This window comes from Pseudoxanthomonas sp. SGT-18, from assembly GCF_003931645.1.
Taxonomy (GTDB): domain Bacteria; phylum Pseudomonadota; class Gammaproteobacteria; order Xanthomonadales; family Xanthomonadaceae; genus Pseudoxanthomonas.
Map to the genome: position 1 here is coordinate 107334 of NZ_RRYJ01000003.1, position 17542 is coordinate 124875.

At 71.4% G+C, this 17542-nt stretch carries 12 protein-coding genes; 3 read left to right on the forward strand and 9 right to left on the reverse strand.

All coding sequences use genetic code 11. From position 1 onward, the window contains the following. Positions 1–268: 268 nt before the first annotated feature. Complete coding sequence (locus EIM47_RS05905) at positions 269–2857, reverse strand: glycoside hydrolase family 3 protein (protein ID WP_125076382.1); 2589 nt, start codon at positions 2855–2857, stop codon at positions 269–271. A gap of 404 nt (positions 2858–3261) precedes the next feature. Here EIM47_RS05905 and EIM47_RS05910 point away from each other — a divergent pair, with 404 nt between their 5' ends. The 3 genes from EIM47_RS05910 to EIM47_RS05920 all read left to right on the forward strand — a co-directional run bounded on the left by EIM47_RS05910 (position 3262) and on the right by EIM47_RS05920 (position 6449). Continuing rightward, the gene (locus tag EIM47_RS05910) at positions 3262–3777 is read left to right on the forward strand and encodes a c-type cytochrome (protein ID WP_019399340.1); all 516 of its coding nucleotides are present in this window, start codon (positions 3262–3264) and stop codon (positions 3775–3777) included. Between the two features lie 76 nt (positions 3778–3853). Further along, entirely contained in the window at positions 3854–5584 is a 1731-nt protein-coding gene (locus tag EIM47_RS05915) for an ExeM/NucH family extracellular endonuclease (protein ID WP_125076383.1), read from the forward strand. 79 nt (positions 5585–5663) lie between these two features. Further along, positions 5664–6449, forward strand: a complete 786-nt coding sequence (locus tag EIM47_RS05920; protein ID WP_125076384.1) for a TSUP family transporter — start codon at positions 5664–5666, stop codon at positions 6447–6449. A 151-nt stretch (positions 6450–6600) separates the two neighbouring features. On the opposite strand, the gene bktB is transcribed toward EIM47_RS05920, so the two are convergent. The 8 genes from bktB to purU form a co-directional block, all read right to left on the reverse strand. Beyond that, complete coding sequence (bktB, locus tag EIM47_RS05925; RefSeq protein WP_125076385.1) at positions 6601–7779, reverse strand: beta-ketothiolase BktB; 1179 nt, start codon at positions 7777–7779, stop codon at positions 6601–6603. Between the two features lie 16 nt (positions 7780–7795). Further along, positions 7796–8683 (reverse strand): SDR family NAD(P)-dependent oxidoreductase, encoded by an 888-nt coding sequence (locus EIM47_RS05930; RefSeq protein WP_164514551.1) that lies wholly within the window; start codon positions 8681–8683, stop codon positions 7796–7798. A gap of 49 nt (positions 8684–8732) precedes the next feature. Further along, positions 8733–9374, reverse strand: coding sequence for a TetR/AcrR family transcriptional regulator (locus EIM47_RS05935; protein ID WP_037034191.1), 642 nt, complete (start codon positions 9372–9374; stop codon positions 8733–8735). 144 nt (positions 9375–9518) lie between these two features. Further along, on the reverse strand, positions 9519–11138 hold the full coding sequence (locus EIM47_RS05945; protein ID WP_125076388.1) for an AMP-binding protein: 1620 nt from the start codon (positions 11136–11138) through the stop codon (positions 9519–9521). Next, positions 11129–12781, reverse strand: coding sequence for a carboxylesterase family protein (locus EIM47_RS05950; protein WP_240626170.1), 1653 nt, complete (start codon positions 12779–12781; stop codon positions 11129–11131). The genes EIM47_RS05945 and EIM47_RS05950 overlap by 10 nt, the downstream gene beginning before the upstream one ends. Beyond that, positions 12778–14100: an MFS transporter gene (locus tag EIM47_RS05955; RefSeq protein WP_125076389.1), complete on the reverse strand. Its 1323-nt coding sequence runs from the start codon at positions 14098–14100 to the stop codon at positions 12778–12780. Before EIM47_RS05955 ends, EIM47_RS05950 begins: the two co-directional genes overlap by 4 nt. After that, positions 14100–16358 (reverse strand): TonB-dependent receptor, encoded by a 2259-nt coding sequence (locus EIM47_RS05960; RefSeq protein WP_240626171.1) that lies wholly within the window; start codon positions 16356–16358, stop codon positions 14100–14102. Before EIM47_RS05960 ends, EIM47_RS05955 begins: the two co-directional genes overlap by 1 nt. A 332-nt stretch (positions 16359–16690) precedes the next feature. Then, positions 16691–17542: a formyltetrahydrofolate deformylase gene (gene purU, locus EIM47_RS05965; protein WP_125076390.1), complete on the reverse strand. Its 852-nt coding sequence runs from the start codon at positions 17540–17542 to the stop codon at positions 16691–16693.

Consider the following 17542-nt stretch of genomic DNA (forward strand, 5'->3'; position numbering starts at 1 on the left):
ACGCCCTGGTGCGCGGACCGGCCCTCCCCTCGACGCCTGACAGCGCTGTCTTATCGGTGGCCGCAGCAGCGCTGTAAAACGCGCCACCGTGCGGGCCTGGCGGCTGCCCGCGGCCGCCGCGGCGGGGCGCATGGTTGCTTGGGCCAGGCCATGCGCAGGGCGCCGCGGCCACTGCGTTGCAGCAAAGTTTTGCGCGAAACACCGGCCCCGGCTGCCCGCCGGTGGCCGCGTGCGGGGCCGGTGCCAGGCACCGGCCCCGGGTGTCGCCTTACTCGCCGCGCGGGCAGTCGACGATGTGCTCGGCCTCGCTGACCGCGCCGATCGCCACGCGCGAGATCGACAGCGTGGTCGCCGCGTCACTGTGCAGGCGCGCCAGCACGTCCAGCGCGGACACGTCGGCGCCGGCGTGGGCCAGGCACTTCAGCGGCACGCCCAGCGTGGTCCACTGCCCGGCCGGCAGCTTCGCCAGCGCCTCACGCAACGCCACCGGCCGGCCCTGGCCGGCGCTGAGGTCGACGTTGCCGGCAGCCGGCACCTGGTCCGGACGCAGGGTCAGCACCAGCAGCAGGTCGCCGTTGGTCTCGCGCGACAGGTCCACGGCCGGCTCGGCGTAGACCGAGACCGTGGCCGGGGTCGTGCCGGACCAGGCGAGGCGGCGCGAGTCCTCCTGGCGCTCGTGGTCGACCGCGGTGACGCGGATGCTGTCGTCGTGCAAGCCGGCCGGCACCGTGGTGATCTGGGCGGTGTGGTTCTGCGCGTTCTCCACGCGCATGGCCAGGCCCGGGGCCAGCATGGCGTTGGCGAAGTACACGCCCGGGGCGGCGTGCAGGCCGTCGATGCCGGAGTCCTCCGGCAGCGGGTCCAGGTCGCCCTTGTCGGCGTAGGTCAGGCCGTGGCCGAACGGGAACAGCGCCTTGTAGTCCGGCGAGCGCACGTTGCCCTCGGCCGCCTGCGCCGGCCAGGAGAAGCTCAGCTTGCCCTTGAAGTCGTGGTTGACGCTGCCGTCGGGCTTGCGCAGCAGCACGTCGGCCACGCCCGCGCCTTCCGAACCCGGCAGCCAGGCGACCACGAAGGCGTCGGCGGCGTTGATCTCGCGGTTCATCCACAGCGGGCGGCCGGTGAGGAACACCGCCACCACCGGGATGCCGTCGGCCTTCAGGCGCTTGATCAGCTCCAGGTCGGCGTCGTTGCCCGGCTTGTACAGCAGGTTGGCGATGTCGCCCTGGAACTCGGCGTACGGCTCTTCGCCGAACACCACCACGGCCACGTCGGGCTTGGCCTTGTACTTGCCGTCCACCGCCAGCTCGGCGCTGCCGCCGGCGGCCTTGACCGCGCGCTGCAGGCCGTCCCAGATGGTGTCGGCGTTGGGGAAGTCGGCGCGGGTGGTGCCGGAGCCCTGCCAGGTGAGGGTCCAGCCGCCGGCCTGCTTGGCCATGTTGTCGGCGCCGTCGCCAGCCACCAGGATGCGCTGCTTCGGCGACAGCGGCAGCAGGCCGCCCTGGTTCTTCAGCAGCACCAGCGACTCGCGCACCGCCTGGCGCGCGACCTCGCGGTGCTCGGCCGCGCCCAGCAGCTCGAACTTGCCGCCCAGCGCGCGCTGCGAGGGCTTGGGCTTGTCGAACAGGCCCATCAGGAACTTCACCCGCAGGATCCGGCGCACGGCGTCGTCCAGCCGCTCCATCGGCAGGATGCCGTCCTTGACCGCGGCCAGGGTGGATTCGTACATGCCCTTCCAGCTGTCCGGGGCCATGGCCATGTCCAGGCCGGCGGCGAAGGTGGCCGGGCAGTTGTCGTTGCTGCAGCCCTTGACCTGGCCGTGGCCGTTCCAGTCGCCGACCACGAAGCCGTTGAAGTTGAAGCGGCCCTTGAGCACGTCGGTCAGCAGCGGCTTGTGCCCGTGCAGCTTGGTGCCGTGGTAGCTGTTGAACGAGGCCATCACCGCCTGCGCGCCGGCGTTGATCGCGGTGACGTAGCCGGCGGCGTGGATGTCGCGCAGCTCGGCCTCGCTGGCCAGGTTGTCGCCCTGGTCGCGGCCCTTGCTGGTGCCGCCATCGCCGAGGAAGTGCTTGACCGAGACCATCACGTGGCGGTCGTCCAGGAAGTCCGGCGCGCCGGCCTTGCCCTGCAGGCCTTCCACCATGGCGCGGGCGAACTGCGCCACCAGCTCCGGGTTCTCCGAGTAGCCCTCGTAGGCGCGGCCCCAGCGCACGTCCTGCGGCACCGCCACGGTCGGGGCGAAGGTCCACTCCATGCCGGTGGTGCGGGTCTCGATCGCGGTGATCTCGCCGATCCGGCGCTGCAGCTCGACGTTGCGGGTCGCGCCCAGGCCGACGTTGTGCGGGAACAGGGTGGCGCCGACCACGTTGCTCTGGCCGTGCATGGCGTCGATGCCCCAGATGACCGGGATCGCCTTGCCACCGCCGGAGGTATCCATCGACGCCTCCCAGAAAGCGTCGGCCAGCTTCAGCCACTCCTCCGGCCTGGCGTTGTACTTGCCGCCCGGGTCGGAGCTGCCGCCGGCGAGGATCGAGCCGAGGCGGTACTTGCGCACGTCGTCCGGGGTGATCGAGGCGATGTCGCCCTGGATGATCTGGCCGACCTTCTCCTCCACGGTCATGCTGGCCATCAGCGCGTCGATCTTCTGCTCGACCTCCGCGTCGGCCTGCAGCGGCCACTCGACCTGCGGCCAGTTCTCCGGGTTGATGCTGCCGTCGGCGGCGGCCGCGGTGGCGGCCGGAGCGCCGGCGTCGGCCTCGCTCTTGCCGCAGCCAGCCAGCAGGGCCAGGGCCAGCGCCGTGGCCAGTGTGGTACCGATGCGGACGCCCGGCGCGCGCGCGCCGGCAAGCTTGCTGCTCAAGGTGCTTCCTCCCTGGTGACGTTATCTGGGCCCCGGACGGCAACCGCCCTCCGGAAGGGCTGGACCGGTCGGCGCAGAGGCTCCGGCCAAACTGTCAGCGCTGTCAATTCGCGCGGCAGCAAGCCGCGACGGGCGCGGCGGCGGCGGCGGCCCGGCCCCGGCGCGCATCCGCGCCGGGGCTGCGCAACCCCGCGTCCGCAGGGCGATTCGCGCCGGGCCGGCGGTGTCCGGGGGCAGTTGCCGGGGTTACCGCTTCCTGCTGCGGCGCAGCAGGAAATTGCGACACAGGGCCGCCTGCGGGCCATCCGGCGGCCCCCTGCGGGGCGCCGCGCTTCCGAAGCCGGCGCGTCCGTCCCTATAATCGGCCAGCTGCGGCCCCGGGCCGCTCGCCAATAGGACGCGAAGTGCGCAACTACGACCTGGAATTCCTGAAGCGTTTCTCGATGGTGCTGGGCATGCTGGCCCTGATCACCCTCGGCCTGATCCTGCTGGCTTCCCACCTGCACGGCCGCATCCCGCCGGAGGTTTCGCCCTCGGCCGCCGCCCGCACCCAGGAGCGCATCGCGCCGGTCGGCGCGGTCTACGCCGGCGACACCGGCGCCGCCGCCCAGGCCGCCGCCGCCGCGGCTGCCGCGGCCGCCGCCGCCTCGCAGGTCGCCTACGGCGGCACCACCGACGGTTCGGTGATCTTCCAGAACCTGTGCGGTGCCTGCCACAGCGGCGGCGTCGGCGGTGCCCCGACCCTGTCCCAGGGCGCGTGGGCCTCGCGCATCGCCCAGGGCAAGGACACGCTGTACAAGCACGCCATCGAGGGCTTCACCGGCAGCGCCGGCGTGATGCCCCCCAAGGGCGGCAACCCCGCGCTGACCGACGAGCAGGTCCAGGCCACGGTCGACTGGATGCTCGACAACCTCAAGTAAGCGCAGCACGCGAACCACCAAGGACGCCGCCCCCGGGCGGCGTCCTCGTTTGCGGCCCCCGCGGCCAAGGATCCCCATGCAGTACCGCCGTTCCATGCCGGGCCGCCACGCCCGCTTCCTGCTCGCCCCGCTGCTGCTGGCCGCGCCCGCGCTGGCGCTGGCCGAGGCGCCGGCCACGGTCGCCATCGGCAGCCTGCACCGCGGCGGGGCCGAGGCGGCCCCGGTGCAGGTCGAGGGCGTGGTCAGCGCCGATTTCCGCGCCGGGCTGGGTGGCTTCTACCTGCAGGACGCCGGCGACGGCGACCCGGACACCCCCGACGCGCTGCTGGTCCAGGCCGACGCCGACGCGGAGGTGCCGCCGGGCTTCGGCCCGGGCATGCATTGCCAGGTCAGCGGCGAACTGGTGGAGCTGCGCGCCGGTGCCGACCGCCTGCGCGCGCTGGCGCCGGCGCGGATCGGCCCCTGCCGCGCCGCCATCCCGGTGGAGCCGGTGCGCCTGGCCGCGCTGCCGCAACGCTGGGAACCGCTGCAGGGCATGCGCGTGCGCATCGAGGCGCCGCTGACGGTGACCGGTACCCACGCCCTGGAGCGCTACGGCGAACTGACCGTGAGTTTCGCCGGACGCCAGTGGCAGCCCAGCGAGCTGGCCCTGCCCGGCACCCCCGAGCACGCCCGCCTGGCCGCGGCCAACGCCCGCCAGCGGCTGCTGCTGGACGATGGCAGCAGCCAGCGCAACCCGGCCACGATCGCGTACCTCGGCGGTGCCACCACCCCGCGCGTGGGCAGCGTGGTGCACGGCGTGGAAGGCATCCTCGAGCGCCGCCACGGCAGCTGGCGGATCCAGGTCGAGCGTCCGCTGCAGCTGCAGGCGGCGCCGCGCCCGCAGCCGCCGCGCATGCCCGGCACGCTCAAGGTGGCGGCGTTCAACCTGGAGAACCTGTTCAACGGCGACGGCCGCGGCGGCGGCTTCCCCACCCCGCGCGGGGCGAAGACCCACGCGGCGATGCAGGCGCAGCTGGCCAAGCTGGTGGCCACCGTGCACGGCCTGGACCCGGACATCGCCGCGCTGATGGAACTGGAGAACGACGGCTACGGGCCGGACTCGAGCATCGCCCAGCTGGTGGACACGCTCAACGCCGGTGGCGCGCAGTGGCGCTTCGTCGACCCCGGCCGCGGCCCCGGCAGCGACAGCATCCGCGTCGGCCTGATCTACCGCGCCGACCGGGTCGAGCCGCGCGGCGCCCCGGCGGTGCTGGAAGGCGGCCCGTTCGGCGCGCGCAGCCGGGTGCCGCTGGCCCAGGCCTTCGTGCGCAAGGGCGGCAAGCGCGACCTGGTCGTGGTCGCCAACCACTTCAAGTCCAAGGGCTGCAGCGAAGCGACCGGCGCCGACGCCGACCAGGGCGACGGCCAGGGCTGCTGGAACGCGCTGCGCACCGAATCGGCGCGGCGCCTGCATGCCTGGCTGCAAACCGTGCCGGCCGGCAGCCGCGCCCGGCGCATCGTGCTTCTGGGCGATTTCAACGCCTATGCCATGGAAGATCCGCTGCACTGGCTGCATGGCGAGGGCTGGGTGGACGCGTTCGCCGCGGCCAGGGTCGAAAGGCCGTACAGCTACGTGTACGACGGCCTCAGCGGGCGCCTCGACCACGCCCTGCTGAGCCCGGCGCTGGCGCCGGCGCTGCGCGGGGCGGCCGAGTGGCACGTCAACGCCGACGAGCCGGACGACGCCGGCTACGCCGGGCGCAACGAGCCCGGCCCGTGGCGCAGCTCGGACCACGACCCACTGCTGCTGGGCTTCGACCTGTAACCATCGGCCGTGGGCACCCTCCAGGCAGCGCCTACAATGCCCGCCCTGCCGGCCCATCCGCGCCGAGGCCCCGCGTCCCATGCCCGAGCTTGCCCTGCAGCTGTTGCTGCTGCTGTTCCTCGCCGGCCTGCTGGCCGGCTTCATCGATTCCATCGCCGGCGGCGGCGGCATGGTCACCATCCCGGCGATGCTGCTGGCGGGCATCCCGCCGCTGCAGGCGCTGGGTACCAACAAGCTGCAGTCGCTGTTCGGCGCCGGCACGGCCAGCTGGAGCTATGCCCGCCATGGCCACGTCGACCTGCGCGCGCAGCTGCCGATGGCGCTCACCGCGGCCGCAGGCGCAGTCGCCGGGGCGCTGCTTGCGACGGTGGTCCCCGGGAGCTGGCTGCGCGCGGTGCTGCCGCTGCTGCTGTTCGGCATCGCCCTGTACTTCTGGCTCAAGCCGGACGTCGGCGCGGTGGAGCGGCATCGACGCATCAGCGAGAAGGCCTTCGCCCTCACCTTCGTGCCGGTGATCGGCTTCTACGACGGGGTGTTCGGCCCGGGCACCGGTTCGTTCCTGATGCTGGGCTTCGTCGGCCTGGCCGGGTTCGGCATCCTCAAGGCCACCGCGCACACCAAGTTCCTCAACTTCGGCTCCAACCTGGGCGCGTTCGCGGTGTTCGTTGGGTCCGGCGCGGTGCTGTGGAAGGTCGGCCTGGTGATGGGCGCCGGCCAGGTGCTGGGCGCACGCCTGGGCTCGCGCTTCGCCATGCGCCAGGGTGCGAAGGTGATCAAGCCGCTGCTGGTGACGGTGTCGCTGCTGCTGGCGTTGCGGCTGCTGGCGGATCCGACCCATCCGTTGCGGGAGTGGGTGGGGTTCTGAAGCCCCCTCTCCCCGGGATGGGAGAGGAAAGGAACGAAGCCACGCCCCGAACGCACGCCACGGGCCGCGGTCGCGCGCGGGTATTGCTGCCGCTGTTTGCGGCCTTGCCCCGCATGCCGTCGCGTGGCGACGGCATGTGGCCTCCCCTCGCCTAGACCCGCTCGAAGATCGCGGCGATGCCCTGGCCGCCGCCGATGCACATCGTCGCCAGGCCGTAACGGCCGCCGGTGCGGTGCAGCTCGTGCACCAGCTTCACCGTGATGATCGCGCCGGTCGCACCGACCGGGTGACCGAGCGAGATGCCGCTGCCGTTGGGATTGGTCTTCTCCGGATCGAGGCCCAGCGCATCGGCGACCGCGCAGGCCTGCGCGGCAAAGGCCTCGTTGGACTCGACCACGTCGAGGTCCCCGACCTGCAGCCCTGCGCGCGCCAGCGCGGCGCGGGTCGCCGGCACCGGGCCCATGCCCATGTACATGGGCTCCACGCCCGCGTGCGCGTAGGCGACCAACCGGGCCAGCGGTTTCAGCCCGTGCCGCTGCACCGCCTCGCCCGTGGCCAGCACCACCGAGGCCGCGCCATCGTTGATGCCCGAGGCATTGCCAGCCGTCACCGTGCCGTCGGTCTTGAACACCGGCCGCAGGCCGGCCAGGTCGCCGGCGGTGACGCCAGCGCGCACATGCTCGTCCACGCGGAACTCCGTCTCCCTGCCTCGACGTCCCACCTCCACCGGCACGATCTGGCCCTCGAAGCGTCCCTCCGCGATCGCCCGCGCCGCGCGCCGGTGGCTCTCCAGCGCCAGCGCGTCCTGCCGCTCGCGGTCGATGCCGTGGCGCTCGGCCACGTTCTCCGCCGTGATGCCCATCAGCACCTTGTCGAACGGGTCCTTCAGGCCCTCGTTGAGCGCGTCCACCATCACCGCGTCGCCGAGCTTGCGGCCCCAGCGCTGGCTGGGCACGTGGAACGGCACCCGGCTCATCGACTCCGCGCCGCCGGCCAGCGCCACCTCGCAGTCGCCGAGCAGCAGCGACTGGGCCGCCGACACGATCGCCTGCAGGCCCGAGCCGCACAGCCGGTTCACCGTGAGCGCCGGCGCCGCCACCGGCACGCCCGCCTTCACCGCGACCACCCGGGCCAGGTAGGCGTCGGCCGGCTCGCTGGGCAGCACCTGCCCGTATATCGCATGGCCGATCGCGGACGGATCGATACCCGCGCGGGCGATCGCCTCGCGCGCGGTCACCACGCCCAGCACGGACGGCGGCACGTCGCGCAGGCTGCCGCCGAACGCGCCGATGGCCGTGCGCACGGCCGAGACAAGGAACACGTCGGTCATGGCGATCCCCCCGGGTTCAGGCGGGCACGCCGGACCTGGCGCGCAGCGCGCTGGCGACCTCGCGCTCGGCCTGGGTGAAGCCGTAGTCGGGCACGACCTGGCCGCCGGGATCGGACACCGCGTCCCACGACGCCATCAGCCGCTCGCCGGCGTCGTCGCCACCACCGAGATGGCGGCCCTCGGTCAGGGTCACGTAGGCGCGGGCGAAATGCCCGGCACCGGCGCAGACGATCGCGCGGGTCGGCGCGTCGTCGACCACCAGCGGCAGCAGCGCCGGGCTGACCAGCGCCGGATCCAGCACGTCCAGCTGCTCCTGCGGCAGGATGCCTTCCATCATCCGCGTGTACGCGGTCGGCGCCAGGCAGTTGGCCTTGATCCCGTACTTGGCGCCCTCGATGGCGAGCGTCTGCATCAGCCCGACCAGCGCCATCTTCGCCGCGCCGTAGTTGGCCTGGCCGAAGTTGCCGTACAGGCCGCTGGACGAGGTGGTCAGGACGATGCGGCCGAATTTCTGCCCGCGCATCGCCTCCCACACCGCCTTGCAGCAGATCGCCGCGCCCATCAGGTGCACGTCCACCACCAGGCGGAAGTCGTCCAGGTCCATCTTGGCGAAGCTCTTGTCGCGCAGGATGCCGGCGTTGCTGATGAGGATGTCGATGCGGCCCCATGCGTCATGCGCGCGCTGCACCATCGCCGCGACCGCGGCTTCGTCGGTCACCGAAGCTGCCACCGCCATCGCCTCGCCGCCGGCCGCGCGGATCTCCGCGGCGACCGCCTCGGCGGCCTCCAGGCCCAGGTCGTTGACCAGGACCTTCGCGCCCTTGCGCGCCAGGTAGAGCGCATGCTGGCGACCCAGGCCGCCGCCGGCACCGGTGACGATCGCTGTCCTTCCCTTCAGTGGCATCATCGAACTCCCGTTTGTCGTGAGGCACGGAACGGGAGCGCACCGGCGCTCAGCCGGGTTTCGAACGCGTTCCGTTCCGCGGTTTGCAGATGGTCTTGAAGCCGGCGGCCATGAACTTCGCCATGCGCGCCTTCACCGCTTCGTAGTCGTCCGAGCGGCACAGGCCGCCGGAGAGGCGGTCGATGCGCCCCGTGCGCGCCAGGGTGAGCATCAGCGCGCCAGTGACGAAGTGGTAACCCCAGAAGATGTCCTCCTCGGCCGCTTCCGGCAGCGCGCGCTTGAGCAGGCCGATCAGGCGCAGCACCACCGGGTCGAAGTGCTGGTCCATCAGCTCGCCGCCGTGGCGGGTGTTGGACATCAGCGCGCCGAGCGCACCGTAGTTCTTCCACGCCTCGCCGCCCTGGCTGTACAGGTCCAGGTCGGTGTCCAGGAACGCGCGCAACGCGCCTTCCACCGTGGGCTTGCCCTTGCAGGCTTCCTCGTAGGCGTCCAGCGCCTGCATGCGCGCGCTGCTGGTGACGCCGGCGCGACGCGCGATCACCGCGTCGAACAGCGTCTGCTTGTCCTTGAAGTAATAGTTGACCAGGGTGTGGTGCACGCCCACGCGCTCGGCCACGTCCTTCAGCGTGACGCCGTACAGCCCGTCGCGGGAGAACAGGTGTTCGGCCGCGTCGAGGATCTGTTCGGTCATCTCCGCGCGCTGGGCCGCCTTGGTGGTGCGCGCGGTCCGGGTGGTGCCGGCCTTCTTCGCACCACCCCGCCGGGATCCGGACGTCGTCGCCTTTGGCACCCTGCAGCCTCCAATGCCGCCCGGCATATGCGCTGGCCGGAGACATCACGCCTCCCGTCGCCATTGTGCGCCGCCGAATTCGGCCCTCAGCCGCATTTTGTCAATTTTGCCGGTCGCTGCCAAAGGCATCCGTTCCACCCGGATGATCTCATCCGGCATCCACCACGAGGGCACCGCGCCGCGCAGCGCGTCCAGCAGCTCGTTGTCGGTGGTGTCCGCGTCGGCGCGCATCTCCACCAGCAGCACTGGGCGCTCGCCCCACTTCGGGTGCGCCCGCCCGATCACCGCGGCCAACGACACGCCCGGGAGCCGGCCGACGATCTCCTCGATCTCGGCCGGGTTGATCCACTCCCCGCCGGACTTGATCAGGTCCTTGGCGCGACCGGTGATGACCAGGTTGCCATGCTCGTCGATGCGCGCCAGGTCGCCGGTGGGGAACCAGCCATCGGCGTCCACCGCCGGTTCGAGCTGGCCGAAATACCGGTAGACCACGCTGGCCCCGCGCACGCGCAGGTGCCCCTCGCAGCCGCGCTGCTGCGGCAGCGGTACGCCGTCGGCGTCGGTCAGCAGCAGGTCGATGCCCAGCGCCGGGCGCCCGGACAGGTGCGGGGCGCGCCCGGGATCGTCGGGCAGGGCGACGGTGCCGGTGGGCGACAGCTCGGTCATGCCCCAGCTGGTCTGCACCACCGCCCCCAGGCGCTGCTCGATGCGCTGCATCAGCGCCGGTGCCATCGGCGCGCCGCCGACGAGGATCCGCTTCAGCGAGGGCACCTCGCCGCCGTGCGCATCGAGATGGTCGACCAGGCCCAGCCACACGGTGGCCACGCCGATCGCCACGGTGACGTCCTCGTCGCGGATCAGCCTGGCGAGGCGGGCGCCATCGAGATGGCGACCCGGCAGCACCAGCTTCGCGCCCACCGCCGGCGCGGCGAACGGCACGCCCCAGGCGTTTGCATGGAACATAGGAACGGCCAGCAGCACGCTGTCGCGCTGCGACAGCGCCATGGTGTCGGCCTGCAGTGCACGAAGCGTATGCAGGAACACGCCGCGATGGGTGTAGGTCACGCCCTTCGGCGCGCCGGTGGTGCCGGAGGTGAAACACAGGCCGCAAGGCAGGCGTTCGTCGAAGCCGCCCCATCCGGCCGGCTTGCGCGGCGCACCGGATCCCGCGTCGAGCAGACGCTCCAGTGGTTCGATCGCCGGCGCAGCATCGTCCGCCACGGCCGTGCCATCGATCGACAGGATCCGTTCGACCGACCCGGCGCGCGTGGCGATGGCCCGCGCCAGCGGCGCCAGGTCGGCGGCGGCGACCAGCACGCGCGCGCCGGACTGTTCCAGCATCGTCGCCAGGTGTGCCTCGGACACGCGCGGGTTGAGCGTCTGGCAGACCGCGCCCATGCCCATCACCGCGTACCAGGTCTCCATGTGCGACTGGGTGTTCCAGGCCAGGGTGGCGACCACGTCGCCGCGACCGACGCCCATCCCGGCCAGCAGTTCCGAGACTTCGCGGCTGCGACGCTGCAGGTCCGCGTAGCCGACGCGCGCCGTGCTTCCATCCTCGGCCGCGGTGACCACCTCGACCCCGGCGTGCCACTTGGCACCATGCTCCAGGAACCTGTCGATGGTCAGCGCCCAGGCCTGCATCTGGCCATGGATCACGGACATCCAGGCACTCCGGCGGGCAGCGGCGGCGCGGCGATGCCGACGTTCCAGTGCCAGGGCTGGCCGCCCTGCGCGCGGCGGCGGCACACCACCTGCTCCACGAGTTCGTACATGCCCGGCATCAGCTTTTCGCCCGGCACCGGCGCGCCGTCGAAGGCCATGTAGGCGCGCGCCTGGCCATAGGGCTGCCACGCCGGCTGGCCGGCGACGACCGGCTGCCCGCTGCGCGCGAACGAGGCCCAGTAGCCCGACATCGCCGCGGTCAGCGCCCGCTCGCCGTCGGAGTCCGGTGCCTTCGGCCACTGCGGCGGGGTGCGGTCGTGCCTGGCGAACACGTACGGCAGCTCGGCGGCGTGGAATGCGTGCAGGCCGGCGTCGCTGGCGGCCGGGTAACCGTGGTTGAAGTAGTACAGGTACGACGGCAGGCCCAGTTCGGCCTGCTTGCGTACCAGCCGCTCGGCGGTCCAGCCGTACAGCGCGTCGCGGGTGGTGGCCAGCATCGCCGCGTCGAGGTCGGTCGCCGGATAGCGCTGCAGCATCGCTTCGGCCAGGTCGCCGTAGGCGGCGCGGATCGCCGCCTCGTAGGCCGCGGCATCGGCCGGCTTCGGCGGCAGCAGGAAGCGCAGCGAGCGGATCTCGCCCTCGTTGAAGCCGGCCAGGATCGGCACCGGCGCCTGCTCGCCGCGGTCGAACACCTCCACCAGCTGCGCCGGCAGGACCTTGCCGTCGACGTTGCCGAACGGCAGGAAACCGGACATCGCCGCCTTCACCGTCAGCTCCTGCGGGTCCATGGCACGGAGCCGCGGCAGGCCGCGCACGCCGAGCTTGCGGCCCAGCTCCAGGCCCGACTCCTCGGCCGCGGGCATGCCATGCACGGCCTCGCGCAGCGCCGGCGTGGTGATCATGTACGCACTCTGGGCGATGGCCTTGTGGAACAGGCCGCGCGCCGGCGGTGCGGCCATCAGGTACATCACGCTCAGCGCGCCGGCCGACTCGCCGGCGATGGTGACGTTGCCCGGATCGCCGCCGAACGCGGCAATGTTGCGCTGGACCCAGCGCAGCGCCTCGATCTGGTCGAGCAGGCCGTAGTTGCCGGACACGCCGTCTGCCGACTCGGCGCTCAGGTCCGGATGGGCCAGGTAGCCGAGCACGCCGAGGCGGTAGTTGATGCTCACCACCACCATGCCCTGCCCGGCCAGGCGCGCGCCGTCGTACATCGGCTCGCGGCTGGAGCCGGCGACCAGCGAACCGCCGTGGATCCACACGAACACCGGCGCGTCCTTCGCCTCGGCCGGCGCCCAGACGTTGAGCGACAGGCAGTCCTCGCTGGTCGGCAGGGCCTCGCCTGGCGAGTAGATGCTGCCGGGGCGCGGCGGCGGCTGCACGCAGGCCGGGCCGAAGCGGGTGGCCTTGCGGGTGCCCTTCCAGGGTTTGGCTGGCACCGGCGCGCGCCAGCGCAGCTGCTTCACCGGCGGCTCGGCGTAGGGAATGCCAAGGAAGGCATGGATGCCGCCGTCGAGCGCCTCGCCCCGGAGCGCGCCGACGGGGGCGTGGACGACCGGCCCCTGGGACCACGCCGCACCCGGAAGCGCGGCACAGCCCAGGACCGCGGACACGACCAGAGAGCGGAAGGTGGATCGGGTCACGGGGTGGTCTCCTGCGAAGCCTGGAGTCGGATGGTGCGCGCCAGCCGCAGGAACATGCCCACCGCCAGCAGGTAGAACGGGATCAGGGTGTAGAACGCCATCTGCAGCGAGTTGTCTGGGTGGCTGGCGCGGAAGAAGTCGCTGGCCATGCCCAGGTAGGCCGGGCCGAGGCCCAGGCCGATCAGGTTCATCACCAGCAGCAGCAGCGCGCCGGAGAGCACGCGCTGGTTCGGTCGCACTTCCTCCTGCACCAGGGTCACCGCCGGCGACAGGTAGAAGTAGTTCAGTCCGGTCGGCAGCAACAGGAAGGCCAGCGCCAGCGGCCAGCGGTCGGCCCACACGAACAGGGCGAACAGCGGCATCGCAAGGGCGAGGCCTGCGGCCGGCAGGTAGGCGTAGGCGGTCTTCGACCGGCGCGACAGCCGGTCGATCAGGCGACCGGAGGCGAACATGCCGGCACAGATGCCGGTGCCGATCACCAGCGCGTACCACACCGCCACCTGCTCCAGCGCCATGCCCTTCTCGCGCATCAGGAACAGCACGGTGAAGTTGAGCACCGCATAGGTGATGAACTGGGTCGCGCCGCAGGCCAGGGCCATGCCGCGCAGCACCGGGTTGGCGAAGTACTCGCGGCAGGTGCGCCAGAACGGCGGAGCCGGCTCGGCGGCGGCAGCCACCGCTCCGGGCGCGGCATCCAGCCCGCCCTTGCGCGGCTCGCGCACCACCTGCCACACCACCAGCGCGGTCACCACCCCGACCACGCCGACCCAGATGAACGCCAGGCGCCAGGAGTAGGCCGCGGCGATCGAGGCGCCGAAGGCCACGCCCAAGGCCTGGCCTATCGGCGGGCCGAGGTTGAACAGGCTCAGCGCGGTGCCGCGCATGCCCGGCGGGAAGTAGTCGGAAATGATCGCGTAGGACGGAGGCACGCCGCCGGCCTCGCCGACACCGACGGTCATGCGTGCCAGCGCCAGCTGCGGATACGAGGAAGCCATGCCGCAGGCGGCGGTGGCCGCGCTCCACAGTGCGCAGGAGAACGCCAGCACCCGCACCCGGTTGGTGCGGTCGGCCAGCCAGCCGACCGGGATCGCCAGGATGCAGTAGAACATCGCGAAGTACAGGCCGCCGATCAGGCCGAGCTGGGAGTCGGTGACCCCCAGTTCGTCCTGGATGGGCTTGGCCAGGATCGACAGCAGCTGCCTGTCGAGGAAGTTCAGCACGTAGACCAGGCACAGGATCGCCAGCACGATCCATGCCCGCGCGCCCGGTCGCGCGTGCTGCGCGCCGGGCATCGCCTGGCTGGCCGGAAGCGCGGCCATCAGAACCGGTACCCCACGCGCACGCCGACGGTGCGCGGCCGCACCAGCGCGTAGCGGCCGTCAAGGAACGCCTCCGGATGCACGTAGGTCACCGAACGGTCGTCGAACAGGTTCTCCACGTACATGCCCACCGTGTAGTGGTCGAACGCGGCGGCGACATTGGCGTTCACCACGGTGTACGCGTCGGTGTAGTCGAAGGTCGGGCTGACCACGCCCGGCTGGCCGGGCACGTACTGGAACTGTCCGGGGAAGTCGCCGACGTGGACGATCGCCAGCGAGGCATTGCCCTCCGAGCCGCGGATGAAGTCGAAGCGGTAGCTGGTGACCAGCGAGGCGCTGAACTCCGGCGCGGCCAGCCGCGCGCCGAGGACAGTGCCGGAAATCGTGGCCTCCTGCGGGGTCAGTTCATCGACCCGGGCGCGGTTGAACGAGCCGTTCAGTGCGATCGTCCAGTCCATGTTCGGCATGGCCATCAGCTCGAACTCCAGGCCACGGCTGTAGGCCCCGCCGATGTTGGTGGCGAACTGGACCTGGTCGGAGACGCGGTTGGCCTGCACCTGGATGTCGTTCCAGTCGACGTAGTACAGCGCCAGGTTGGCGGCCAGGCGGCCGTCGAGCCAGCTGCCCTTCATGCCCAGCTCGTAGTTGATGAGCTTGTCCGAATCGGCGCCGTAGGGGATGACCAGGTCGTCCGGGTCGATGGTGCTGACCGATCCGGCGCGGGCATTGACCACCGGCGCGCGGAAGCCGGTGGCGACCGCAGCGTAGGTGGTGACCGACGGCACCGGGCGCCAGGAAGCGCTGAGCCGGTACGACGGGCCGGTTTCCTTGGCCTTCGCGCCGGTGGCGGCCTCGACCGGGGTGATCGTGACCGGGCCGCCGGGGATGCCGAAGAAGGCGTACAGGTAGGCCTGGGTGAGGTAGTCGCTGTTGTAGCCGCCGGCGGCGGTGAAGGCCTGGGCCTGGGTGCTGCCGTAGCGCAGGCCCAGGGTGGCCCAGAAGTCGTCGTTGAAGTGGTAGGTCAGCTGGCCGAACAGCGCCTGCTCCTTTGACACGTCGGTGCTGAGGAAGCGCAGGTAGTACTCGTCCGGCAGGCCGGTGATGCCGCTGCGCTGCAGGAATTCCTCGTTGGAGCGGTAGCCGAAGTAGACGTCGCGGTCGCGCTTGAAGTGGAAGCCGCCGAGCACCCACTCGAACCGGCCACCGGTGTCGGACACCAGGCGCACTTCCTGGACGAAGGTCTTGCTGTTGAACGGCGCGTCCAGGGCGAAGGCGAAGGCCTGGCCGTAGGTGCCGGCCAGGTCCACGTTGAACGCCGCGTCGTAGTCCGACCAGGTCGAGGAGCTGGTCAAGTGGGCGCCGTCGAACTGGTAGTCCAGGGTCAGGTTGTAGTTGTCCATCGTCCCGTTGAACATGTCGGGACGGTCGGAGTAGCGCTTGTCCCGGCCGAGGTCCGGGTTGGTCAGCGAGGAATCCTCCGGCGTGCTCTCCTCGCGCGACAGGCGCACCTGCGCGGAGAAGCGGTCGGTCGGCTCCCACAGCAGGGTGGCGCGGCCGCCCCAGGCCTTGAGCACGTTGGCGTCCTTGACGCCGGTGCCGAGGTTGTCGATGTAGCCGTCCTCGTTGCGCGAGAAGCCGACCACGCGCAGGGCCATGGTGTCCTGCGCCAGCGGGATGTTGACCATCGCGTTGTAGCGCTGGCGCAGCGAGCTGGAACCGGTGACGCCGACGTCGGCCAGGAACGAGGCGTCGAAGGCGTTGGGGTCGGGCGCGTGGGTCAGGATGCGCAGCGCGCCGGCCAGCGAGCCGGAGCCGAACAGCGTGCCCTGCGGGCCGCGCAGGAACTCGATGCGCTCGACGTCGTACAGGCTCGGGTCGAGCACGGTCGAGTTGCCATTGGCCGAGATCGGCAGTTCGTCGATGTAGATCGCCACCGTGCTCTGCAGGTTGGCGTTGTAGCCGTTGGTGGCGATGCCGCGCGCGGTGAAATTGTTGAAGTTCGCACTGGGGCGGTTGAGCACCACGCCCGGGGTTTCATGGGCCAGGCCCTCGTAGCCGACGATGCCCTTGGCATCGAGCTGTTCCTGGCCGAGCACGGTCACGCTCAGCGGCACGTCCTGCAGCTTCTCGCTGCGGCGGGTCGCGGTGACCACGATGGCGTCCAGTTCCTGGGCGCCGCCAGGCTGGGACCGCGATTCCAGCGCCTGGCCGGTGGCCTGCGCCAGGGCGGAAACAGGTAAAGCGAGCAACGTTGCCACGTATGCGGACGCGACCAGACGACTTGCCATGCGGATCCCCTCCCAAGGATTGCCGGTTAAGCACGAAAGCGTGCCCGGATACTGCAAGGCGGAAACCGCGCTGTCAACACTCACTCACGGCTGTGTGAATATTTTTTCTGGTCCGGAAACCGCTTTTGGATCAGGAGCTTGCTGCTGCACTGCGACAATCCGCAGGCGTCCGGTGGCGCCCGCGCAGGCGCGCCCGGTACGCACGCATGCGTACGCGATGGCCCACGGAATAGCTGCGGTGCATGCCGGCGACGCCCGCACGGAACGGCGCCCCTGCCGGCGCCAGGAAGGCTGCGCTGGCTTCAGCGGAAGACGACGGTCTTGTGGCCGTTGAGCAGGATGCGGTGCTCGACGTGGCGGCGCACCGCACGTGCCAGCACCTGCGATTCGATGTCGCTGCCGACGCGGATCAGGTCGCGCGGGGTCATGGCGTGGTCCACCCGGGCCACGTCCTGCTCGATGATCGGGCCCTCGTCCAGGTCCGGGGTCACGTAGTGCGCGGTGGCGCCGATGATCTTGACCCCGCGCGCGTGCGCCTGGTGGTAGGGCTGGGCGCCCTTGAAGCTGGGCAGGAAGCTGTGGTGGATGTTGATCGCGCGCCCGGCCAGCGCCTCGCACATGCGCGGCGAGAGGATCTGCATGTAGCGCGCCAGCACCACCAGGTCGACCCGTTCGCGCTCGACCAGGTCCAGGATCGCCTGCTCCTGCCGCGGGCGGTTCCCGTTGTCCACCGGCAGGTGGTGGAACGGCACCCCGTAGGAGGCCGACAACGCGGCGAAGTCGAGGTGGTTGGAGACCACCGCGGCGATGTCCACGTTGAGCTGGCCGCTGTGGGCGCGGAACAGCAGGTCGTTGAGGCAGTGGCCCTGCTTGCTGACCAGCACCAGCAACCGCGCACGGCGGCGCGCGTCATGCACCTGCCAGTCCATGCCGAATTCCGCCGCCAGGTGGCCGAAGCGCTCGATCAGCGCCGGGTACGCCTCCGGCGCGGGCAGGTCGAAGTGCACGCGCAGGAAGAAGCGGCCGGTCTCCTCGTCGCCGAACTGCTGGGCGTCGAGGATGTTGCAGCCCTGGCCGAACAGCAGGCCGGAAACGCGGTAGACGATGCCGGTACGGTCCGGGCAGGAGAGGGCGAGGATGTAGTCGTGGCGCAT